25 protein-coding genes, 2 pseudogenes and 1 riboswitch are annotated in these 23133 nt (G+C 35.6%); of the genes and pseudogenes, 12 read left to right on the top strand and 15 right to left on the bottom strand.

Annotated elements, in window-relative coordinates:
- The first annotated feature begins 38 nt into the window (after positions 1–38).
- Both ACGH49_RS04725 and rluB read left to right on the top strand, forming a co-directional pair.
- A complete protein-coding gene (locus ACGH49_RS04725; protein WP_065560248.1) occupies positions 39–659 on the top strand; it encodes an L-threonylcarbamoyladenylate synthase in 621 nt (206 codons plus the stop codon).
- An 80-nt stretch (positions 660–739) separates the two neighbouring features.
- Positions 740–1744: a 23S rRNA pseudouridine(2605) synthase RluB gene (gene rluB / locus ACGH49_RS04720; protein ID WP_411588417.1), complete on the top strand. Its 1005-nt coding sequence runs from the start codon at positions 740–742 to the stop codon at positions 1742–1744.
- Between the two features lie 644 nt (positions 1745–2388).
- Here the strand turns inward: rluB and ACGH49_RS04715 are convergent.
- Complete coding sequence (locus ACGH49_RS04715) at positions 2389–3405, bottom strand: amidohydrolase family protein (protein ID WP_296210586.1); 1017 nt, start codon at positions 3403–3405, stop codon at positions 2389–2391.
- A gap of 458 nt (positions 3406–3863) precedes the next feature.
- On the opposite strand from ACGH49_RS04715, the gene ACGH49_RS04710 reads away from it, so the two are divergent.
- Positions 3864–4154, top strand: coding sequence for a putative quinol monooxygenase (locus ACGH49_RS04710; protein ID WP_411588415.1), 291 nt, complete (start codon positions 3864–3866; stop codon positions 4152–4154).
- Between the two features lie 47 nt (positions 4155–4201).
- Here ACGH49_RS04710 and ACGH49_RS04705 read toward each other — a convergent pair.
- From ACGH49_RS04705 to queD, 6 genes and pseudogenes are all read right to left on the bottom strand, one after another.
- A pseudogene (locus ACGH49_RS04705) lies at positions 4202–4348 on the bottom strand (hypothetical protein); the annotation flags it as partial.
- Positions 4349–4521: 173 nt separating this feature from the next.
- Positions 4522–4653, bottom strand: coding sequence for a hypothetical protein (locus ACGH49_RS04700; protein ID WP_296210593.1), 132 nt, complete (start codon positions 4651–4653; stop codon positions 4522–4524).
- A 36-nt stretch (positions 4654–4689) separates the two neighbouring features.
- A complete protein-coding gene (locus ACGH49_RS04695; protein ID WP_411588414.1) occupies positions 4690–5262 on the bottom strand; it encodes a transglycosylase domain-containing protein in 573 nt (190 codons plus the stop codon).
- A 230-nt stretch (positions 5263–5492) separates the two neighbouring features.
- Positions 5493–7226: an arginine--tRNA ligase gene (gene argS / locus ACGH49_RS04690; RefSeq protein ID WP_411588412.1), complete on the bottom strand. Its 1734-nt coding sequence runs from the start codon at positions 7224–7226 to the stop codon at positions 5493–5495.
- Between the two features lie 275 nt (positions 7227–7501).
- Entirely contained in the window at positions 7502–8116 is a 615-nt protein-coding gene (locus ACGH49_RS04685) for a 7-carboxy-7-deazaguanine synthase QueE (protein ID WP_411588410.1), read from the bottom strand.
- 2 nt (positions 8117–8118) lie between these two features.
- The gene (gene queD / locus ACGH49_RS04680) at positions 8119–8541 is read right to left on the bottom strand and encodes a 6-carboxytetrahydropterin synthase QueD (RefSeq protein WP_065611257.1); all 423 of its coding nucleotides are present in this window, start codon (positions 8539–8541) and stop codon (positions 8119–8121) included.
- Positions 8542–8544: 3 nt separating this feature from the next.
- A riboswitch (PreQ1 riboswitch) is annotated at positions 8545–8590 on the bottom strand.
- A 285-nt stretch (positions 8591–8875) separates the two neighbouring features.
- On the opposite strand from queD, the gene clpB reads away from it, so the two are divergent.
- The 4 genes from clpB (at position 8876) to hisM (ending at position 14060) form a co-directional block, all read left to right on the top strand.
- On the top strand, positions 8876–11446 hold the full coding sequence (gene clpB / locus ACGH49_RS04675; RefSeq protein WP_085165487.1) for an ATP-dependent chaperone ClpB: 2571 nt from the start codon (positions 8876–8878) through the stop codon (positions 11444–11446).
- 424 nt (positions 11447–11870) lie between these two features.
- The gene (locus tag ACGH49_RS04670; protein WP_411588408.1) at positions 11871–12659 is read left to right on the top strand and encodes a lysine/arginine/ornithine ABC transporter substrate-binding protein; all 789 of its coding nucleotides are present in this window, start codon (positions 11871–11873) and stop codon (positions 12657–12659) included.
- Positions 12660–12662: 3 nt separating this feature from the next.
- Positions 12663–13346, top strand: coding sequence for an ABC transporter permease (locus ACGH49_RS04665; protein ID WP_065608385.1), 684 nt, complete (start codon positions 12663–12665; stop codon positions 13344–13346).
- Positions 13347–13352: 6 nt separating this feature from the next.
- On the top strand, positions 13353–14060 hold the full coding sequence (hisM, locus tag ACGH49_RS04660; protein ID WP_296209135.1) for a histidine ABC transporter permease HisM: 708 nt from the start codon (positions 13353–13355) through the stop codon (positions 14058–14060).
- A gap of 132 nt (positions 14061–14192) precedes the next feature.
- Here hisM and ACGH49_RS04655 read toward each other — a convergent pair whose 3' ends face one another.
- Both ACGH49_RS04655 and lexA read right to left on the bottom strand, forming a co-directional pair.
- A complete protein-coding gene (locus ACGH49_RS04655; RefSeq protein ID WP_065608381.1) occupies positions 14193–14579 on the bottom strand; it encodes a hypothetical protein in 387 nt (128 codons plus the stop codon).
- A gap of 81 nt (positions 14580–14660) precedes the next feature.
- A complete protein-coding gene (gene lexA / locus ACGH49_RS04650) occupies positions 14661–15287 on the bottom strand; it encodes a transcriptional repressor LexA (protein ID WP_065608379.1) in 627 nt (208 codons plus the stop codon).
- 254 nt (positions 15288–15541) lie between these two features.
- On the opposite strand from lexA, the gene coaE reads away from it, so the two are divergent.
- Genes coaE through tsaD form a run of 4 tightly spaced genes read left to right on the top strand, consistent with a single transcriptional unit; the run spans position 15542 to position 18164 of the window.
- Positions 15542–16147, top strand: coding sequence for a dephospho-CoA kinase (gene coaE / locus ACGH49_RS04645; protein ID WP_065608377.1), 606 nt, complete (start codon positions 15542–15544; stop codon positions 16145–16147).
- 5 nt (positions 16148–16152) lie between these two features.
- Entirely contained in the window at positions 16153–16890 is a 738-nt protein-coding gene (zapD, locus tag ACGH49_RS04640; RefSeq protein WP_296209126.1) for a cell division protein ZapD, read from the top strand.
- A 30-nt stretch (positions 16891–16920) separates the two neighbouring features.
- On the top strand, positions 16921–17139 hold the full coding sequence (gene yacG / locus ACGH49_RS04635; protein ID WP_411588404.1) for a DNA gyrase inhibitor YacG: 219 nt from the start codon (positions 16921–16923) through the stop codon (positions 17137–17139).
- Positions 17139–18164: a tRNA (adenosine(37)-N6)-threonylcarbamoyltransferase complex transferase subunit TsaD gene (gene tsaD, locus ACGH49_RS04630; RefSeq protein WP_411588402.1), complete on the top strand. Its 1026-nt coding sequence runs from the start codon at positions 17139–17141 to the stop codon at positions 18162–18164. Before yacG ends, tsaD begins: the two co-directional genes overlap by 1 nt.
- 97 nt (positions 18165–18261) lie before the next feature.
- Here tsaD and ACGH49_RS04625 read toward each other — a convergent pair whose 3' ends face one another.
- Positions 18262–18618 carry a DUF4282 domain-containing protein gene (locus tag ACGH49_RS04625; RefSeq protein WP_411588400.1) on the bottom strand — a complete coding sequence of 119 codons (357 nt, stop codon included), beginning with the start codon at positions 18616–18618 and terminating at the stop codon, positions 18262–18264.
- A 127-nt stretch (positions 18619–18745) separates the two neighbouring features.
- On the opposite strand from ACGH49_RS04625, the gene ycaO reads away from it, so the two are divergent.
- A complete protein-coding gene (ycaO, locus tag ACGH49_RS04620; RefSeq protein WP_411588398.1) occupies positions 18746–20521 on the top strand; it encodes a 30S ribosomal protein S12 methylthiotransferase accessory factor YcaO in 1776 nt (591 codons plus the stop codon).
- Between the two features lie 209 nt (positions 20522–20730).
- Here the strand turns inward: ycaO and ACGH49_RS04615 are convergent, their stop codons facing one another.
- From ACGH49_RS04615 to ACGH49_RS04595, 5 genes and pseudogenes are all read right to left on the bottom strand, one after another.
- The gene (locus ACGH49_RS04615) at positions 20731–20853 is read right to left on the bottom strand and encodes a hypothetical protein (RefSeq protein ID WP_411588396.1); all 123 of its coding nucleotides are present in this window, start codon (positions 20851–20853) and stop codon (positions 20731–20733) included.
- A 410-nt stretch (positions 20854–21263) separates the two neighbouring features.
- Positions 21264–21734, bottom strand: coding sequence for a hypothetical protein (locus ACGH49_RS04610; RefSeq protein WP_411588395.1), 471 nt, complete (start codon positions 21732–21734; stop codon positions 21264–21266).
- A 46-nt stretch (positions 21735–21780) separates the two neighbouring features.
- Entirely contained in the window at positions 21781–22314 is a 534-nt protein-coding gene (locus ACGH49_RS04605; RefSeq protein ID WP_411588508.1) for a DUF2345 domain-containing protein, read from the bottom strand.
- A pseudogene (locus tag ACGH49_RS04600) lies at positions 22239–22602 on the bottom strand (type VI secretion system Vgr family protein). The gene ACGH49_RS04605 and the pseudogene ACGH49_RS04600 overlap by 76 nt, the downstream one beginning before the upstream one ends.
- Positions 22494–22847 (bottom strand): phage baseplate assembly protein V, encoded by a 354-nt coding sequence (locus tag ACGH49_RS04595; RefSeq protein WP_411588507.1) that lies wholly within the window; start codon positions 22845–22847, stop codon positions 22494–22496. Before ACGH49_RS04595 ends, ACGH49_RS04600 begins: the two are co-directional and overlap by 109 nt.
- Positions 22848–23133 lie beyond the last annotated feature (286 nt).

Here is a 23133-nt window from a genome sequence, read left to right as displayed (position 1 = left end):
AAATCAGATTAACAATAATATTGATATAGAAGAAAATTATGAGTCAAACTTTTTATATTCATCCAGATAATCCGCAAACTCGATTATTAAATCAAGTTGTCAACATATTAAATGATGGTGGTGTTATAGCTTTTCCGACCGATTCAGGATATTCACTGGGTTGTTTACTAGACAATAAATCGGGTGTTGATCGAATTTGTCAAATTCGTCAACTCGATAAAAATCACAATTTTACCTTGATGTGCCGTGATCTTTCTGAACTATCTAGTTATGCTTTTGTAGATAACACAACTTTTCGGTTACTAAAAAATAATACCCCGGGTAAATATGTTTTTATTTTACAGGCAAGTAAAGAAGTACCCCGTCGATTGATGAATGAAAAACGCAAAACAATTGGACTAAGAATTCCTGATAATAAAATTGATTTAGCGTTGCTCGAATTATTAGGGCAGCCATTAATGACTGCGACATTAATTTTACCTAATGATGACCAAGCGCAATCCGATCCCGACGAAATAGAAGATAAAATAGGTTATCAGCTTGATGCGATTGTGCATGGTGGTTATATAGGTCAACAACCTACCAGCGTAATTGACTTGACTAATGACTATCCAACAGTTATTCGCAAAGGAAGTGGAGACACTAAGCCATTCGAATAAATGTCCATTTTTTATTGTCAATATATCGACAATATAGCTAATAGAAAATTGATACCTGAGAAGGTAACAGCGAGGATTTTATGAAAAATAGCAAATCAGCATTCCCACAACTTGGCAAAAAGACAAATAGCGTTAAAGCAAAGGAAAAGCAACTCTATGAAAAACCAAAAACCTCAAGAGTACCAGCTATTACACGCAAAACATCGGTACATGATAATACTGAAAAACTCCAAAAAGTATTAGCTAATTTAGGTAATGGATCACGCCGAGAGATTGAAGCCATGATTGTGGCAGGTAAAATCAGTGTAGATGGAAAAATTGCCACATTAGGCGATCGGGTTGATGTTAATGCCAATCCGAAAATTCGTATCAATGGTCATTTAGTTCAGCTAAGAAGTAAAGAAAAAGAAGTTTGCCGAGTACTAGCTTATTATAAACCAGAAGGTGAAATTTGTTCACGGAATGATCCTCAAGGACGTGCGACGGTTTTTGAGCGTTTACCTAGATTAAAAAATGCTCGTTGGGTGAACATTGGCAGACTTGATATCAATACATCGGGCTTATTATTATTCACAACTGATGGTGAATTAGCTAATCGATTAATGCATCCACGGCACGAGATTGAGCGTGAATATGCAGTGCGAGTATTTGGTAATGTGGCTGATCAACAAATTAACCAACTTCGTAAAGGGGTGCAACTAGAAGATGGCCCAGCCTCATTTCAATCAATTAAAGCACAAGGTGGTGATGGAATTAACCAATGGTTTAATGTAGTTATAACAGAAGGCCGTAATCGAGAAGTTCGTAGAATGTGGGAAGCTATTAATGTGCAAGTTAGTCGATTGCTACGCATTCGCTATGGCAATATCACTTTACCCAAAGGATTATCACGCGGAACTTGGCTAGAACTTGGTATTGACTCAGTCAATTACTTACGTGAACTAGTCGGTTTGCCACCTGAATCTAAAAGTTTCACCACAAGTTCTTCTTCTGACAAAAGAATAGTAAGACCTAAACGAGTCAAACTTAATCAACAGACTAAAATAACACGGCAAAGAGTAACTCAAAAAGCAACTCGAAAATAATCTTCACTTTGCTTTTAAATAGTTATAGTTTTTACTCGCGTTGTTTACAGTAATTGGAGAAACTACTGTAATAAATATACATAAAAAAACAAAACTAACGCCTTATCACAGACAAGAGATATGGCGTTTATATCATAAAGAAAAATAACGGTTACTGATTTGGCTAAACGCTTTATAGTCAGTCGCTAGGTCATTTATAACGTACTAAAGAAAGCCCGATTGAAGCTTTTTGTGCCTTTAATCAGTAAAAATTAATGTTATAAAACTATCAGTTATGGCATTAAACGTCTGGTTAAAGTCGAAAAATCTATTGGAGATAAATTAAGGCGGCAAGCTAAACGCTATAACAAAACCTATCCCAGTGAAATGCTACACGTTGATACCGAACGTTTACCTTTACTTAAAAATGAAACAAAACAGCAAACTAGAGAATATTTATTTGTCGGCATTGATGATTTTTCATAGAGGCGACTTCTGCACACTTTTATGGCGAGGATCAGCCATCTCTCTACCTATTTTTTACTCGTTAGAGATGTTCAAAAATAGACAAATACACAAATTTATTTACAGAATCAATATTGGCGTCATTTTTTCAAATAAATAAGGATGATTAACTGATTTGATTAAGTTTACTTGATGACAAATCAATCAATACCCAGCACCATTCGCCCATTTTTAGTTGCCACATTCACCACATTATCTAAATCGGTATAACGGCATCCAGTGACTAATAATTTAAGTTCTTCCCACATGTTACCCGTTGAAAACGGTAGCATGTAATCGCTGACATTATCCGTGCCAATAGCAACAGGAATACCCGCAGCAGCGAGTTCATCCACTGGCGTTAGTGAGTTACGAGTAGGGCCATGCTCTTCACGGCGAGGGCTATCGATCCAAGCAAATGGGCAGGCGATAACCATCATTTTGGCTTCTTGCATTTTTTTATAGAGTTTTTGGCGATATTCTAAACTGTGTGCAGTAATTGATATGCTATGAATCGCAACCACACGCCCATGCATACCGTGTTCAAGGGTTTTATCAGTAAGCTGTTCTGTTTCGATTTCATCTTGTGAATTAAATTGGTCAACATGCACATGCACCATTTTGCCTAATGATTTACCAGTTTGCATTAACACGTCAAGATGTTTAAGCCCCATACCTTCGCCATGATCACGTTCATCACGACGTGGCAAACCGCCAATAATATCAACCAAATCAGCGCCTTTATCAAACCAATAACGCGCCTCTTTATCAATAACACCTTTAAGTGTTTGATTGACTAATTTTATGGTGATGTCATTTTTATAAGTTTCTCGTGATCTTAAGGCACCTTTAATTGCCCGCTCTTCAGCAATAGGATCAATATCAACAAACGATCCCATGGCACTTACACCTTGCTCAATCATACGTTCAACCGCCATACTAAAATGACGATAGTAATCATCTTCACTCATTGATGCTTTGACTTTATCTAATGTATCCCATTTTTCAATTAAAGTCTGTTTTTGATAGACATCAAAGCTATCAACCGAAATAGTAAAAGCACGATCAGCATGCATATGTGCATTAACCCATCCGCCATTTTGCTTAATATTATTCATTAAATAGGCTTTTAAACTTTGGTCTCTTGTGGTTAATAACATGTTTTTATGTTCAATCATAATATGCCTCTACAATTCAATCATTTTAAATCAAGTTGATAAAATCTGGCGCAATAGGCAAAAAAAATCCCCCAAAAAGGAGGATAAAATGAAATCAATAATATTAATGATTAAGATTACTGAGTTACAATTGATCATTGCGCTTACACCGTATCGATAAAAAAACTGCAGAAATTCTAACCAAAATATTTTTAATAGCAAGCACTATAGCTTATAAAATATATAAATAAATGAAATAGTTAAAGTATTATTTTTTAGATTTCTTACTTCAAAAAATAGTTTTTAATAAAGTTAATTACCAATAAAATAAAAAATAAAGTCATAAATAGTTATTTAATAAAAATAATTTATTGTCACAAAAATGAGATTATTAACATTAAATACTGCTTTTGGATATTAGCAGTAGCAAGCGTATACTACACAAACAACTTATTTTGAAATATAGGTAGGCTACTAACATGAGTCAATTAAATATTATTGCCACAATCACAGTTAAACCAGAATTCTATGACGCATTTCAGCCAATTTTTAAACGCCTAGTAGCAGGTAGTCGAGCTGAAGCAGGTTGTTTACGCTATGAACTTAATCAAAGTATAGATAATTCAAATATCTTCATAGTGATCGAAACATGGGCATCACAGCAGGCAATTGATTTTCACAACACAACGTCACATTTTGTTGAATTTGCCAACTTTGCTAAAGAACATACTGATAGATTAGAGATTAATATTGCCAAACAAGTAATATAACTTAAAAGATGATGATAGTTAACATTTCGGGTTAACTATCATATTAATTAATCAAACAGTTCAATTTTTATATTCCGTGAATCACTTTGTTCCATATCGTCAAGCACTAAAATTTTGAAAGTCCCGCTTTGTGTTGGGATCCAGCTAAGTGCCTTGCGTGGTTCGGTTTGCCCAATAAAATTGTTATTAACAAACCAATAAAGTGATTTAACATCGCATCACAATTAGAAGTAAAACTAATTTGTTCATTTTTTTGTTTAGTGGTTCTAAATTGATAAACCACATTTTTAAGAGGCAAAGTTATTTTTGGCGGTTCGCCTAAAAAATTTGTGATGAACCACAATGTTTTGTTGATGGTGACGCTTTTTTAGCAATCCCCCGCTTTAGCAAAAACAGCTAAGTGAGAGGTTGTTAAATCATAAGGAGGACAAATAGCCTTACCTGTTTGATTGTCGACCATCACGGGTCTAAAAATAGTATCGGGATTAATAGGTGACACACCTAGAATAAAACACGTTTTACCTTTTTCTTTGCATCATTGAATAAGAAGATTGCCACTGGTTAGATAAATATCAATACGCTTTAAATTTGGTGGTAATGTGCGATTAGGTTCACGCAAGTATTGATTTCTTGCTTTAATTAACGCTTTGTCAGCAAATCCTGTTTTACGATCAACTCGAAACGTTGGTGATTGATGTAACACCTCCAAAGTTAACGCCTCAGGCAAATTGACTTGTGAAGGCGGTTTATTAAAATAGATAAATGACGCTGCGCCAACACTTTCAATATTGCGACCAAAAGGGGCATAATTTAAATACGCTTCTAAAATATCATGTTTAGAATACATCAACTCTAACTGTATAGCCCTAGTAATTTGATGCAGCTTCCCACCAACGGTTTTGGTATTTGACCGCCAATGTATTTGCGCTAGCTGTATGGTAATGGTTGAAGCACCTTGACGATTTCCACCACCAAAATAGGTTGCCTCAAAAGCCCTAATTAAACTAAACGGATTAAAACCAATATGATAATAAAACCACCGTTCTTTTGTAACAACAATCAGACGAAATATCTTCCAAAGGCGTCCATAAACGATAACGATCATCATTGGCTAATGTAGCTGATTATTATCATCATAATAGTGCTTTGAAAAAGTGAGTGATTCAGAAACAGGGGGCATGTGGTAACAAACGAATAACAAAGATCGCAATAAATAACTGCAACAAAGCCATTAACTTATTTTGATGACGAACAATAAACCTAAACATATTTAGTCAAAATTTTAAAAAGCATGTATTAAAATACACCACCAATGCATTCACATTGGTGGTGGTTAAATTACATTTTATCAACAGTTTTAATGCCTAGCATATCAAGGCCAGTTTTAAGTGTTTTAGCTGTTAAAGAAGCTATTTTTAAGCGACTTTGTTTCAGGCTTTCGTTTTCAGCTGCTAAAATAGGGCAGTTTTCATAAAAACTTGAAAACAGCGTCGCAATTTCATAAAGATAAGCACAAAGCACATGCGGTGTACCTTCGCTTGCCACGATTGAAATAGTCTCATCAAATTGAATTAAACGAGTTGCTAAAGCACGTTCTTTATCAGATTCCAAACTAATCTTAGCTGTTAAGCTATCTTCGGAAATATTGGACTTTTTAAAAATTGATAACACACGGGTATAAGCATATTGCAAATAAGGTGCGGTATTGCCTTCAAATGACAACATATTATCCCAATCAAAAACATAATCAGTAGTCCGATTTTTAGAAAGATCAGCATATTTAACTGCACCAATAGCCACCGCATCGACAATTTTTGCAAGCTCACTTTCAGAAAGATCTGGATTTTTGCTACGAATTAAAGTTGTTGCGCGCTCACACGCTTCATCTAGCAAATCATTTAATTTAACAGTATCACCAGAACGGGTTTTAAACGGCTTACCATCTTTACCTAACATCATACCAAACATATGGTGTTCAAGCTTTAATGAATCTGGTACATACTTAGCTTTATGAACAATAGCCCAAACTTGCTCTAAATGTTGATGTTGGCGGGAATCAGTATAATAAAGAATACGATCGGCATGTAACGTTTCGTAACGATATTTAGCACAAGCAATATCGGTTGTTGCATAAAGGTAGCCACCATCACGTTTTTGAATGATAACACCCATCGGTTCGCCTTCTTTGTTTTTATACTCATCAAGAAAAACAACAATCGCCCCTTCACTTTCAACCGCAAGCCCTTTCTGTTTTAAATCGGTAACAATATTAGGTAGCATGCTGTTATAAATGCTTTCACCCATAGTGTCTTCAAGCGATAACGTAACATTTAAACGTTTATAAGTGGCAATATTTTGCGTCATGGTAATATCAACTAGCTTGCGCCACATATCACGACAATATTCATCGCCACCTTGTAATTTCACTACATAATTACGAGCTTTTTCGGCAAACACTTCGTCTCCGTCATAATGTTGTTTAGCGGCGCGATAGAATGACTCTAAATCTGAAAGATCCATATCATTGGCATGTTCATTTTGCATCTTTTCAAGATACGCAATTAACATACCAAATTGAGTTCCCCAATCACCAACATGATTAGCACGAATAACATTATGACCTAAAAAAGATAAAACACGAACGCTAGCATCACCAATAATAGTTGAACGCAAGTGTCCAACATGCATCTCTTTGGCGACATTAGGCGCCGAATAATCAACCACAATAGTTTGCGGGTTGGCGGGTAAAGTAATATTAAGCTTATCATTACTTAAAGCAACTTCATTTTGCTCAGCAATCCAGCTATTTTTCAAAAAGATATTAATAAAACCAGGACCTGCAATTTCAACTTTTTCAGCGATATCATCAACATCAAGATGCTGTAAAACCGTCTGAGCAAGTTCTCGAGGAGGTATCCCCATTTTTTTAGCAACAGACATAATGCCATTAGCTTGATAATCACCGAATTGTACTTTAGCTGATTGCTTAATTAAAGCGTCGCAGTTCTTATCTGCACCTGCCATAATCATAGCTTGCGAAACACGTTGCGTTAATAATTGTTGAATATTCACACTAAACCTAACCGATTATAATAAAATGCCCAATATAATACCGACAAAGTGATGAATTGTCACTGATCGCATAAAAGAGGAAGGATCCTTTTTATTAAAAGAATGTAAAAAATCGAATAAAACTGATGCTCCAGCCAAAATGTTTTAATAAAGTCGTAATTTTAATAGAAAAAAATAATAAAAATCAATTCAATAACTGATGTTATTTTACTTTTTGATGTAAAAAATAGCTATTTTACTAACTTCCGAAAACTAGTTGAACCTAAAGATAAAAACTATTCAATGTCTGCAAACTTGTGGCTTTGCACACTCAAAAGCCATTTATTATTCAGTCGATTTTGGTTGATTTTTCCTAACAACTCTATCGTTTCAAACATATTAAATACACCATCTTTTTCACAAGGAGATAGATAATAGCGTTTGGCTTGAATATGAGTTTCGATATATTGGCAAAAAGGAATAAAATCGCAGTGATTTTCGGCTACTATGCGTACTTCATTTGCTATTGGTTGTACTATTTTTTGATAGCGTGACTGATAACAAAATTTAGGGCTTAGCGCAATATAATCAATAAGCGGATCGATTTTACCAAGACCGTTGCTTTCAATGGCGATAAAATAACCCGCTTTTTTAAGTGGCAAAAGCAATTCAGGTAACGCTTTAACCATTGTCGGTTCGCCACCTGTAATAATAATATTTTTGTTTTTATATTCGCTCACTTTAGTCATTAAAGCATCTAACGTGAATCGAGTAAATTTGCGAAAATTAGTGTCACACCAGGCGCAATTTAAATTGCATCCTGCAAAACGAATAAAAACGGCAGGCATGCCAGTATTATAACCTTCGCCTTGTAAGGATTCGAAGATTTCAACAATACGAAATTCAATCATTATTAACTCCGATGATATTCACAATACGAAGTTGGCGTTTCCCATAGTTTGATCATCGAAACAGGCAAATATTGCGATAAGCAATCAAAAATAAATTTGCTCATTCCTTCTGCGGTGGTTCTACAGGGAAAGGCAAAAATTTTACGATCCATTTCTTGTAGTAACGACGCGATACGGCACTCATTAGGGTTATGTTGATTGTAAAGATAGGCGTGATCTAACGGATCGACAATATGTTGTTTAACTATTAGCTTTAAATCGGCATAATCCATGACCATATCTTGGCTTGAGCCGTTATCAATAAGCTCTCCGCTAATTTCAACTAATAGGCGATAAGTGTGACCGTGCAGATTATGACACTTTTTATTGTGCCCATCTAACATGTGACAAGCATCAAATTGAAACTCTTTGGCTATTTTGAACATTTTATATTCCTAGTTTTTTTTCGTGGGATGGGTTACGAACCACGGTTAGCGAACCTAACAAAATAAAGGTAACAATATAAGGGATAAAAGTGAATTTGTCATCTTACCAGTATATCTTAAAACGAAATTTAGATGTAATTGCTTGAATTGCAAACAGCTTTATTTTTGTGTCAATTAATTCTTACATACTTGATAATTTTGTTGTATAAATTTTGTAAAAAATATTTTAACTTTGCTCTTGAAATTTAGGTTGCAACACTCATTTAGATCACATGCAAATGGATTAAATATGTTAAGCGTTTAATCCAAATTTATTGCTCAGGAGATAAACACTATGAGGTTAGATAAACTAACAAATAAGTTTCAACAAGCTTTAGCTGATGCGCAGTCAATGGCATTAGGTAAAGACAATCAATATATAGAGCCTGTGCATGTCCTATCAGCCATGCTTAATCAAGAAGGGAGTAGTGTAATGCCTTTATTGATTGCAGCAGGTGCAAATATTGTTAATTTACAACAAGAATTAGCTCAAGCTATTGACCGATTACCCCAAGTTCAAGGTGTGGGTGGAGATGTTATTCCATCGCAAGATTTTGTTCGAGTATTAAATCTTTGCGATAAATTATCCCAAAAGAACGGTGATAGCTACATTTCATCAGAACTCTTTATATTAGCCGCTTTAGAGGATAAGGGCAGTTTAGGCGATCTTCTTAAAAGATCAGGTGTTAATAAAGATAAATTTAGCCAAGCAGTTAATCAAGTAAGAGGTAGCGATAACGTGAACGATCCTAATGCAGAAGATCAACGCGGTGCACTTAAAAAATACACCATTGATTTAACTCAACGAGCAGAACAAGGTAAACTTGACCCTGTTATTGGTCGTGATGAAGAAATTCGTCGAACTATTCAGGTATTACAACGTCGTACTAAAAATAATCCAGTATTAATTGGGGAACCAGGTGTAGGAAAAACTGCTATTGTAGAAGGATTAGCACAACGCATTGTTAACCGTGAAGTCCCTGAAGGATTACGAAATAAACGCGTTTTATCATTAGACATGGGTGCATTAATTGCTGGTGCCAAATATCGAGGGGAATTTGAAGAACGCCTAAAAGCCGTGCTTAAAGACTTAGCAAAAGAAGAAGGTCGCATTATATTATTTATTGACGAAATCCATACCATGGTTGGCGCAGGAAAAAGCGATGGAGCAATGGATGCTGGTAATATGTTAAAACCCGCATTAGCTCGCGGTGAATTACACTGCGTGGGAGCAACAACGCTTGATGAATACCGTCAATATATTGAAAAAGATCCTGCGTTAGAGCGTCGTTTCCAAAAAGTATATGTTACCGAACCAACAGTTGAAGATACTATCGCTATTTTGCGTGGTTTAAAAGAACGTTATGAACTGCATCACCATGTGCAAATAACCGATCCGGCAATCGTAGCTGCGGCTACATTATCGCATCGTTATATTTCTGATCGCATGTTACCTGACAAAGCGATTGATTTAATTGACGAAGCCGCATCAAGTATTCGTATGCAAATGGATTCAAAACCAGAATCTTTAGATCGACTTGAAAGGCGCATAATTCAACTTAAACTTGAACAACAAGCGCTTAAAAAAGAATCTGATGATGCGAGTAAAAAGCGACTACAAATGTTAAATGATGAACTTTCTGAAAAAGAAAAGGAATATGCTTCACTTGAAGAAGAGTGGAAGTCAGAAAAGGCAGCTGTTTCGGGGACTCAAAACATCAAAGCAGAACTAGAAAAGGCACGTACTGAAATAGAGCAAGCTCGTCGAGCTGGCGACTTGAACAAAATGTCAGAATTACAATATGGCAAAATTCCAGAGCTCGAAAAGAAACTTGCTTCAGCAACGCAGTTAGAAGGCAAAACCATGAAGTTATTGCGTAACAAAGTGACCGATAACGAAATTGCAGAAGTATTATCTAAAGCGACAGGTATTCCAGTCTCTAGAATGCTTGAGAGCGAAAAAGATAAACTATTGCACATGGAAGATGCCTTACATAAACGTGTAATTGGTCAAAATGAAGCAGTATTAGCGGTTGCAAATGCGATTCGACGTAGCCGAGCAGGGCTTTCAGATCCAAATAAACCGATTGGATCATTCCTATTCTTAGGACCAACTGGTGTCGGTAAAACCGAGCTTTGCAAATCATTGGCTAACTTTATGTTTGACAGCGAAGATGCTATGGTGCGTATAGATATGTCAGAGTTTATGGAAAAACACTCCGTTGCTCGCTTAATTGGTGCGCCTCCAGGTTATGTTGGGTATGAAGAAGGGGGGTATTTAACCGAAGCAGTTAGACGACGACCATACTCAGTAATTTTACTTGATGAAGTCGAAAAAGCACACCCAGATGTCTTTAATATCTTACTGCAAGTATTGGATGATGGGCGCTTAACAGATGGTCAAGGTCGCACAGTTGATTTTCGTAACACTGTCATAATTATGACATCAAACTTAGGTTCTGACCTAATTCAAGGTCAAGTTGAACTAAGTTATGACGAAATGAAATCTCTAGTGATGACGGTTGTAACCAAACACTTTAGACCAGAATTTATCAATCGTATTGACGAAACAGTGGTATTCCACCCATTAGGTCAAGAAAACATTAAAGCGATTGCCAAAATTCAGTTAGCACACGTTGAAAAACGTTTAGAAGAACGTGGTTACCAATTGGATATTTCGGATGCTGCACTTGAACAGTTAGCTAAGGTTGGCTTTGACCCAATTTATGGCGCAAGACCGTTAAAACGATCGATCCAACAAGAGATCGAAAACCCATTGGCACAACAAATACTGTCAGGTAAATTAGTCCCAGGTAAAACTATTCATCTAGATTTAGTTGGCGGCAACATTGAAGCCCAACAGTAATAAAACTTCAAAAGACAAACCGACCTCTATGGTCGGTTTTTTTATACTTGATACAATTTAGTTTACCTATAGTACTTAGAATTTAATCAGACAAACATTATTTTCGCAAAATGGATGTCTGATGAATAAAATAACAACAACACAAACCTGAACCCAACTAAACAACTCATTTTATACTTTAACATATAGTTATCTGAAACTTTTTGACAAAATTTTTTTAAAACCGTTTTCAAAATTTTGCAACCAAAGCTCAATCAAACTAGCTTTTATTAGTTGTTAAAAGTAACAACTTTAACTATTTTGTCTAGCGTTTTTGCCATTAAGTAATTCTAATTTTACATACCACAATAATAACTTTTTTTATTAGAAAATTACCTTAGAACACGTTATATTATTGCCTTAAATAAAAAAGGAAAGATTAAACATGAAAAATTTATTAAAAAAATTAGTTATTTTCGGTTGTTTAAGCTTGCCAATGGCAAGTTATGCTGCGTTACCTGAATCGATTAAAGTTGGTTCGGATACATCCTATGCGCCTTTTGATTTTATTGATGCTAATGGTGAAGTTACTGGATTCAACATTGAAATCACGAAAGCATTGTGTGAAAAGATCAATATTAAATGTACTTTTCAATCGACCGACTTCGATGCGTTGATCCCGTCGTTATTATCAAGAAAGATTGATATTATCTCGTCTTCGCTAATGATGACCGAAAAACGTAAAAAACAGATCGCTTTTTCTGACGAAATCTTTATGACTTATTCACGTTTGATTGTTAAAGAGGGTACTAATTTAATGCCTAATGCTGAGTCATTGAAAGGTAAGCGTGTTGGTGTTGAGCAAGGTACATCGCAAGAACATTTTGCCAACGAGATGTGGCGTCCGAACGGTGTAGTTATTGTGCCTTATCAAAATCAGTTACAAGTATTTTCTGATCTAGTGGCTGGTCGTTTAGATGCGGCATTGCAAGACGAAGTGACTGGCAGTTATGCCTTTTTAAAACAGCCACAAGGGAAAGGTTTTATTTTTTCTGGTGATGCTCTAACCGATGTGAACTACTTTGATGTCGGAGTGGGGATTGGTTTTCGTAAAAATGATAATGAGTTGCGCGAGGCCTTTAACCTAGCTTTAAAAGACCTCTTAGCTGATGGCACCTACCAAAAAATCAACAATAAGTATTTTGATTTTAATGTGTACGGTAATAAAAAATAAACCATGCAGGGGTATATTTCTTTAATTTGTCAAGGTGCATGGTTGACTATTATTTTAGCATTGACATCGCTACTACTGGCCATGATACTTGGTATTGTTTGTGCATTAGGTAAACTGAGTCATTCAAAAGTATGTAATGTGCTTTGTCAGGCTTATACATCGTTAATTCGAGGTGTACCCGATTTAGTGTTGATGATGCTAATCTTTTTTGGCTTGCAGTTTTTGGTTAATAATATAACTGATTATTTTAACGCTCCTTTTATTGAAGTTGATCCTTTAATCGCGGGTATTATTACGTTAGGCTTTATTTATGGGGCATATTTTACCGAAACTTTTAGAGGAGCTTATCTTGCGGTTTCTAGAAACACCTTAGCGGCAGCAACAGCGCTTGGTTTAAGTAAAGTGCAAGTATTTGGGTATGTAATGTTTCCTTTAATGATGCGCTTTGCCCTGCCAGGTATTGCTAATAATTGGTTAGTGGTGTTAAAAGCTACAGCGTTAGTGTCGTTATTGGGGTTGTCGGATTTAGTCAAAGCTACTAAAAATGCAGGCGAAGCTCTGTACCAACCTTTGTTATTTGCTTTGATTGCTGGGGCGTTTTATCTGTTTTTTACATCAATATCTAATATCATTTTATGGTGGCTTGAACGGCATTATTCTATTGGCATTACTAAAACTAAATTATAAGAACTCATGTTAGAAATTATTCAACAATATTGGCAATCACTATTATGGACCGATGGTTATAATATCACTGGTCTTGCGATGACGCTATGGATTTTTATTTTATCGGTTTTAATGGGGGGAATTTTGTCGCTAGCGTTAGCGGTAGGGCGAAACGCACAAAATAAACTGATTAAACTACCTATTTGGCTATTTACTTATATTTTTCGAGGTACGCCTTTATATGTGCAGTTATTGATTATTTACACTGGTATATATACCTTAAGTGTGGTTAAAAATAGTACTTGGTTAGAGGATTTTTTTCAAAGTGGTTTAAATTGTACGGTGTTAGCCTTTACCCTAAACACCTGCGCCTATGCTACTGAGGTTTTTGCTGGTGCCATGCGGAATGTGCCAAATGGCGAAATTCAAGCCGCAACAGCACTTGGTTTTAATCGTTTTCAACTCTATCGTTATATCATTTTTCCAAGAGCATTTCGTATTGCATTGCCAGCTTATAGTAACGAGGTCATTTTTATGTTGCATTCAACTGCACTGGCTTTTACTGTTACTGTGCCAGATGTGATGAAGATTGCGCGCGATATTTATGCCGAAACCTATCAACCTTTTCATGCCTTTGGTATTGCGGCAGTGATTTATCTTTGTGTGAGCTTTATGCTAATTTTTGGTTTTAAAAAATTGGAGCAACGTTATTTGACTTTTCAGCAGGCTATTTAAGCAAAACAATTAATAATTTGATTTAAGCAAACAGATTATTTTGCAATTCATTTATGATTTTATTGATCTTTCAAAATAAAAAATCCGACAATTGCGATAACATTTGCCGGATATTTAATGATTTGTCAAAAATTAATTTACTGGATAAAATTCGTTTGTAGCGTCGCTATTGTTGCCATCATCGTTATCATGGTGACTTGAACCAGGTAATGCTCTAGCTCGTTCAATAGGAACATAACTGCCGCTAGGCGTTTCTATTTGGCACTCACTTAAAAAGATAGAATATTTTGTGTTAGCACGCATACTCTCACCTCTAAAATAACAGTGAGCTGCATTGTATAAATCAACTCGACAGAGAAGTGCAATAACTAACCAAACAACTAATACTGCTAAAGCGACCCATTTCAAATGTTTCCAAATAAAAGACCAAAAACCGATTTCTCTAAAACGGCAGTATCCAGAAACGAGTAATATAACTGCAATAAATCCTAAAAATTCGTATAACCAAAATAGCCACATAGTAATCTCCAACACGTTAATTAATTGTTATTTTATACTAACTTTGCCTATACTTCTATATACTTGCGTCTATGCGTTTGCTTACATCCAAGAACCATTACGAATGATACCAACTGCTAGTCCTTCTATGGCAAAATTTTGTTGTTCCAAATCGACTTTGATTGGTGAAAACTCGACATTTTCGGCAAGAAGGTGTACATGTTTTCCCTTACGTGATAAACGTTTAACTGTAACTTCGTCGTCAATGCGAGCAACCACAACTTGCCCATTTTTAACGTCTTGGGTTTTATGTACAGCCAACAAGTCACCGTCAAATATACCAATATCTTTCATTGACATACCTTGAACTCTTAATAAAAAGTCTGCCCGAGGTTTAAATAGTGAAGGATCAACTTGGTAATGGCTTTCGATATGTTCTTGCGCTAATATTGGTGATCCAGCCGCGACTTGCCCAATGAGTGGCAAACCTTCTAGTTCGTTTAGCTCAATAGGCATTTCAAGTAAAAGGCGAATTCCACGTGACGATCCGGCGATCATTTCGATTGCGCCTTTTTTAGCTAAAGCTTTCAGATGCTCTTCGGCTGCATTAGCAGATCTAAATCCCAATTTTTGAGCAATTTCAGCACGTGTGGGTGGCATACCGGTAGTTTTAATATTATTTTTTATTAAATCATAAATCTGTTGTTGGCGTTCAGTTAACGGTCTCATTACGTATTCCTGTTTTTATATACAGATATATGTGATTATATACAGCTAATAATATAAAACAACTGTTTTATTTAATTTATTTTTTTATTAGGCAATAAATTTTTCAAATTGCTGTTTATACGTACTGATTTTGTGAGTTATTTTTAAAATTTAATAGCTAATTAACAACTAAATCTTTCTCAATATTTGTATTATTTAATCAAATTACATATATGCTATAATAAAGCAATTTTTGTTGGATTGGAATTTGCCTTATGCCTTATGTTGTTGCGCTCAGTGGTGGTATTGCCAGTGGCAAAAGCACTATCGCCGATTTGTTTGCCAAATTAGGTGTACCTATTATTGATGCAGATATTATTGCAAGGCAAGTTGTGCAAGCAGGTAGCTATGCGTTTAACCAAATTGTTAAGCATTTCAGCCAAGAAATTTTGCTTACTAATGGTGAACTTGATCGTAGTCAGCTTCGTGAAATTATTTTTAATAATGATCATGAACGGCTCTGGCTTAATGATTTATTGCATCCCATCATTCAACAAGAAACCCAAAAACAAATTGCTATGCAAAGTACAACTTATCTAATTTGGGTTGTGCCGTTATTGATTGAAAACAATTTGCATACTTGGGCTGATCGCGTGCTGATAATTGATGTCCCATTTTCACTACAATTGGCACGATTAGTAAAAAGGGATAATATTAATGAATTATTAGCTAAAAAGATGATAATGTCACAAGTATCTTTGAAGAAACGTTTATCTTATGCTGATGATATTATAGTTAATGACGGTAATTTGTCGTCGCTAACAACACAAGTTAATCTACTGCATCAACAATATTTAGATAGCTTTAAAAGTAAGATTTAGAATAGATGAATAATATTATTTTTGAACACCCATTAAATGAAAAAATGCGCACTTGGCTTCGTGTTGAATTTTTATTAAATCAATTAAATACACATTGTCATTTTGATGATAATAATGGATTGATTTTTTTTCATGCGTTGTCCGAGTTGTTAGAGATTATTGAACGTAATGATATTAAAAGTGATTTGGTTAAAGAACTTGAATTGCAAAAACAAAAGTTAGTTTTGTGGTCAAATATTGAGGGGGTGGATCATGATTTACTTAATGACCTGATTCACCAATTTGATGATTTTATTGCTCAATTTAATGCAATTGGGCGCTTAGGACAACCATTAAAAGATGATCGATTTATTACTGCCATTCGTCAACGCTTAATGATTCCGGGGGGATGTTGTAGTTTTGATTTGCCTTCGTTTCATTTATGGCTCAAAATTTCGAAAGAAAGGCGTTATAGTCAAATAGAAAATTGGTTACAACACTTATCAATACTTGATAAATCTCTAACATGCTATATGCAATTAATTCGACAGTTAGGTGAATTTAAACGGTTTGTTTATACTAATAACTTTTTTCAAGAAACTAATGGCGATGTTAATTTAATTCGTATTCGAATTTCGTTAGATAAAAATGTGTATCCTCAAGTATCTGGTCATATGACCAGATATAGTATTCGTTTTTTAGCACTTGAGGATTACGATAACGTTAATTCTGATGGTATTGAATTTGAATTAGCTTGTTGTTGATTGAATACTGTTACTCAAAAAAGAGTTGAAATGAATAAAAATACTACTACACTTGTTAAGTGTCCAACTTGTCAAAAAGAAGTTGAATGGAGTCAAACCAGTCTTTATCGCCCGTTTTGCAGCAAGCGTTGCCAACTTATTGATTTAGGTGATTGGGCAACCGAAGAATATCGCATTCCTGATAAAGATATAACAGAACAAGAACTATGGAATGAACAAGACTTTGCTGATTTTGTAGGTAGACATTAATGAAGATCCTTGGTATTGAAACTTCATGTGATGAAACTGGCATTGCCATTTATGATGATGTCAATGGTTTAATTGCAAATCAGCTTTATTCACAAATTAAATTACATGCTGATTATGGTGGTGTGGTGCCAGAGCTGGCATCACGCGATCATATTCGTAAAACCGTGCCATTAATTCAAGCAGCTTTAAAACAAGCTAATTTAACCGCTCAAGATATTGATGGGGTTGCTTATACTGCTGGTCCGGGATTGATTGGAGCCTTGATGGTAGGCGCATCAATTGGACGATCGCTTGCTTATGCTTGGAACGTACCAGCTGTTGCAGTTCATCACATGGAAGGCCATTTACTTGCGCCGATGCTTGAAGATAATCCACCTAAATTTCCCTTTGTTGCATTATTAGTTTCGGGGGGACATACACAGCTTATTAGTGTGACTGGTATTGGTAAATATGAACTTATTGGAGAGTCAATTGATGATGCTGCAGGAGAAGCTTTTGATAAAACAGCCAAATTGCTTGGTTTAGATTATCCCGGTGGCGCAAAATTATCAAAATTGGCTGAACAGAGTAGTGGAGCGCGATTCCATTTTCCTAGGCCAATGACTGATCGTCCTGGGCTTGATTTTAGTTTTTCAGGCCTTAAAACAGCAGCAGCTAATATAATTCATCAGTATAGTGATAATCATATTATTGATGCACAAACTAAAGCTGATATTGCTAGAGCGTTTGAAGACGCTTTGGTCGATACATTGGTGATTAAATCAAGACGGGCACTTAATCAAACTGGGTTTAAAAATTTAGTAGTTGCCGGTGGGGTAAGTGCTAACAAAACATTGCGAACTAAATTAACTGAATTGATGCATCAGCGAAAAGGGCAGGTTTATTATCCAAGGCTTGAATTTTGTACTGATAATGGTGCCATGATTGCTTACGCTGGGATGCTTCATTTAAAAGCAGAGCAATATTCAGATTTAGCAATCAATGTTAGGCCAAGGTGGCCACTTAGCGAGCTTAATGCTGGTTAATAGATTATTTTGATTTAAAAATATGCAGCTTAAAACAAAAGAAAAAAAGCGGGAATCAGTTCCCGCTTTTTTAGTCTATATAGTTAAATCAATGATATTAATTAATAGTATTGATGCTAGACGATTCTTCTTTTTTTTCGGAGTCTGTTTTTTCGTTAGCTAATTTTTGAATATTGTGATTAATATTAAATAGCACACAAATCAATTCAAAACCAATACGAGTTGAAATAAATCCTACAACAAAGGTAATAATGCCAGTAAAAAAGGTAAATAAACCGGCGGTAAAACTATAAGTAAATAAAGCAAAACTACTTAGTATTATAGTGAATGCACTAAAGCCAATAATAATTAATGCAATCCAATACACGATAGTAATAAATGAAGGTGTTAACATTTTATCAAAGCAGAATAAGTCTTTAATGGTAAGATTTTTAAAATCTATTTTTTTGTTCATTTTATTTCCTTATTTATGTGGATTAATTTTATTACTTCTATTTTTTTATATTTGCGTATAAAGTGATAAATTATTGAAAGCGGTAAATGCAAAAAATTATAACATAAAATTATTTTGAGATTAACTTATGAAAACTTATATCCCCGGTAAAGATGCTGCTCTTGAAGATTCGATCAACTATTTTCAGCAGCAATTAGCAAAATATGATTTAGAAGTAAAAGAAACTTCTTGGCTAAATCCGGTACCTAATGTGTGGTCAGTGCATATTCAAAATACTAAATGTCCATTGTGCTTTGCTAATGGTAAAGGCGCAAGCAAAAAGGCGGCATTAGCATCGGCTTTAGGAGAGTATTTTGAACGGTTATCAACCAATTACTTTTTTTCAGATTTTTACTTAGGAAAGCAAATAGCGAATGCCGATTTTGTGCATTATCCAAGTGAAAAATGGTTCACTATTCCTGAAGATAATTCCCTACCTAAAGGACTATTATCCAAAGAACTACTTAAGTTTTATGATCCTAATCAGGAATTGAGTGCAACAGATTTAATTGATTTACAATCAAGTAATGGTGATCGAGGTATCTGCGCTTTACCATTTGAACAGCAGTCTGACAAAAAAACTATTTATGTGCCAGTTAATTTAATTGCTAATTTATATGCCTCTAATGGAATGTCAGCCGGTAATACTCGTAATGAGGCTCGAGTACAAGGATTATCTGAAATTTTTGAGCGTTATACTAAAAATAAGATTATAGCCGAAGGCATTAGCTTACCAATTATCCCAACTGAAGTGATTAACCGTTACCTCACCGTTTTAGCTGCAATTGATGCACTTGAAAATGAAGGATTTCCGCTTTATTGTTTTGATGCTTCATTGGGTGGCGAGTTTCCGGTTATTTGTGTAGTGTTATTTAATCCACAAAATGGAACGTGTTACGCCTCATTTGGTGCGCATCCAAATTTTGGCGTTGCGCTTGAAAGAACAGTAACAGAATTACTACAAGGACGCAGTTTAAAAGATCTTGATGTGTTTTCACCTCCAAGTTTTGATAATGATGATATTGCCGACCTTAGCAATTTAGAAACGCATTTTATTGATTCAAGCGGTTTGATTTCATGGGATCTATTTAATGAGCAAACAGATTACGAATTTGTCGATTGGGACTTTTCCGGTTCAACTGAGCAAGAATTTGCTAATTTGATGGATATTTTTACCCGCCATAATACTGAAGTGTTAATTATGGACTACGAACACCTTGGTGTATATGCTTGCCGAATTCTGGCCGTTGGTATGTCTGAAATTTATCCTCCTGAAGATCTTATAATTGCCAATAGCAATATGGCTATTGGATTACGAGAGCTTATTTTGTCATTACCTTACCAAAAACGTACAGCTAAACAGTACCTAGCAATTATTGAACAGCTTGATGATGAAGGGCTTGATGATTATGCTCGAATTCGCGAACTGCTAGGCATAGCAACAGGTAACGATAATGCTTGGTTAACTCTTCGCATTGGCGAGTTAAAAGCAATGCTGGCATTGGCAGGCAAAGACTTAATACAAGCACAACAGTGGATTGATTGGACGATTGAAATGAACAAGTCTATATTCACGCCATCACGCAATCATGCTTATCGTTGTTTACAGACATTAGTTAATTTTATTTTACAACGAGACAAAAATCAGTTTAATAATTATCAAGCCGCATTTAATAAAATGTATGGTAAAACTTGTGTTGATGATATGTGGCAATACGCTAATGGTGACAAAATATTTTTTGATTTAGCTGATTATAAGAAAATCGAAAAACAGACCAATAACAATCTAGAACAGTTTGAAATGCACCAAAAATTATTAGCTGTATATGATAAATTGCATCAAACAATGTGTAGGATTTATTAGCGTTGTTTACAGTAATTTGAGAAACTACTGTAATGAATATACATAAAAAAAACAAAACTAACGCCTTATCGCAGATAATAGATATGGCGTTTATATCATAAAGAAAAAATAACGGTCACTGATTTGGCTAAACGCTTTATTAATTTTTATAATACCGTTAAACCGCATAAAGTGATTTTTGGAAAAACGCCTTATGATTTTTTAGATGATTATTTTAACCATGAAGTATAAACAACTCGGCGTTTTCCTACATCTAATGTTTTAGTATAATCCGCCAGTTCTTGATAAGTCTGGTTAACCTGTTTAATTTTATTTAATTTTGTTTTTATCACTGCTTGACGCAGTAAAAAGACCTGTAATCCTATTCGTTCACAGGCAAGGCAACGACCGGCTGCTTCATTTTTATTTTCTATCGCGGTGTTTGCTGTTTTTTTTCATCTTACACTCTTTAATGCTTGTCTTATTCGTTAATAGAAAGTAATTGGTTTTCAAGGTTAATATTGGCGTCAATAATGTGTTTTGATAATGTGCTCGGCTCTTTTTGCGCTTTGGCAATTTGCTCAAGTACTTTAGGATGCTGAGTAAAAGCAGTTTGGTACCTTAAGCTTTTTAAGCGCTGACAATAATGAGTGCTCCAACGGTCTTGCGTTTCAAGTTCACTATCGGCCGTGAAACGAACAAACTGCCCAGCATGAATGGACGGATAATAATAGTTTTCAATTTGAGCAAATTGCGATTTTAGTCATGCGGTGTCTTGGTTGGTAGCAACTTCGTGCAAAAATTGCATACGAAACGGTTCAAAGAAAGGATAATAAGGCTGTTGCAATATTTTAGCGATGTTATTACCTATAGCTATCAACTGTTTTGCCAATATCGACGGTTTAAGGGGGCTAACAATATAAGCGCAAATATAACGCTTTGACCAAAAACATTCGATTTCAGCCTGTTTACCAATTTCATCAAGGATCGGACTGTCTAAAAATTCATTGGGCTCTGCCAGTTTAATTAGTGTTGGGTATATGCTTGGATCATAATCTAAATCGGTACGTAATACCTGAGTGAGTTTATGTTCACCAAATAGTTTTTCTTCACCAAATTGATTCACTAATGAGTCGTGTGACAATGGGTTTATTGAATTAAGTGACACTAAATTATCGACTAGTAAATAGCGATATTTGTTAAAGTTATTTTGATTATTTAATTCAGTAATCATTTTTAATCGGTTTCTGCACAGCGTTTTACATTCAGTTCACTTGAATTTAATCTAATTGTTTTAGATTGGGTTGCGGCCCCACCTTTTGCATCACATTACACTTAAGATAAACATTATCCTGTGTGCCCAGTTCAATGCCTTCGCTGCTGATTTTGATATAAGAGCCACCACAAATAAAGGTGAGGTTGTCTTTGGCGGTAATGGTCACCTTACCATTCACGCTATCTACTTTGATATCTTGCTTGGCGGCCATATTGAGGTTGGCGTTTTGGGCTTGTACCTCAATATCACCTTGGTTGGCAAATAGTTTCATGCCTGTTTGTTGGGCAAATAAGCCAAACACCTCGCCCGATGAGAGGGTGACGTTTTTTAAGACGTTGATGTCGGTTTGGTCTTCACTGGTTAAGGTGAAACTGTTAGCTGTCGATAGTTGGATGTTTTCAGGGCTGGTTAGGGCGATACCTTCTTGCGCATAGGCTAATAGGCCACTTTGGGTTAGCTGAGTTAAGTTAGCTTTAAGTTGCTCTTGGCTGTCGGTATTGGCGCTGTGCGACTCGGACTGGGTGGCGTTTGTAGGGATTTTGCAATCGAGAGAGCATTTTCAAGTTGGCTTATTGCCGCTTGCATATCGAGCTGTTTGCCTTGCGCTTTGGGCTGGGTTTGGGTGGTTAAGTATAGGCCTCTATTGGCAGCAATCGCCCCCCATTCATCAGTGCGTAGTTCAAAACCTTCACCGCGGGGTTGTTTTTTTTTCGTTAACTAAGTGACCAATATTAAGTTGGCTTTTGCCGTATTCAATAGCCAGTTTGATATGCTTTTGCCCACGTTTATCATCCATGCGTAGTTTGTTATTGGCGGGGGTGCGAATGACATTGCGGTGTTTGTTAATGGTGGTGGAACACTATCATGCATCGCATGGGCAACATACGGCCTATCAGGATTGCCTTGCATAAAGGCGATGGCCACTTCGGTGCCGTCAATTAACGGGAAGTGAAAGCCATAGGCGTTGCCCGCATACGGTTTGGCTAAGCGTAGCCATAAGCTTTCCGTGCCACTTTTCCACGCTTTTAAATCAAAGTTAAATTTAACCCGATACCGTCCTTGGGGATCGATATTGGATCGGCTACACTAAATCATACAACTTTTTTAAGGGGTAAGGTAAACTTATCACAACTAAAAAAGGAGCAAATATGAATAAGATTAAACACAAAAGACGACATTCAATAACGATTTTAAACACCAAATGGTCAGTCTTTATCAACATATAAATCACATAGTGAAATCATTGCAGAATATGATTTGACACCATCAGCATTGAACCATTGGATAACGCAAGCAAGCCAAAGTGGCTCATTTAAAACAAAAGATAATCGCAGTCCACAAGAACAAGAGTTAATCG

Origin of the sequence: Gilliamella sp. BG7 (genome assembly GCF_046635565.1) — a bacterium.
GTDB lineage: Bacteria > Pseudomonadota > Gammaproteobacteria > Enterobacterales > Orbaceae > Gilliamella > Gilliamella apicola_P.
Note: the sequence above shows the minus strand (reverse complement) of the source record. Positions and strands in the feature narration are given on the sequence as shown.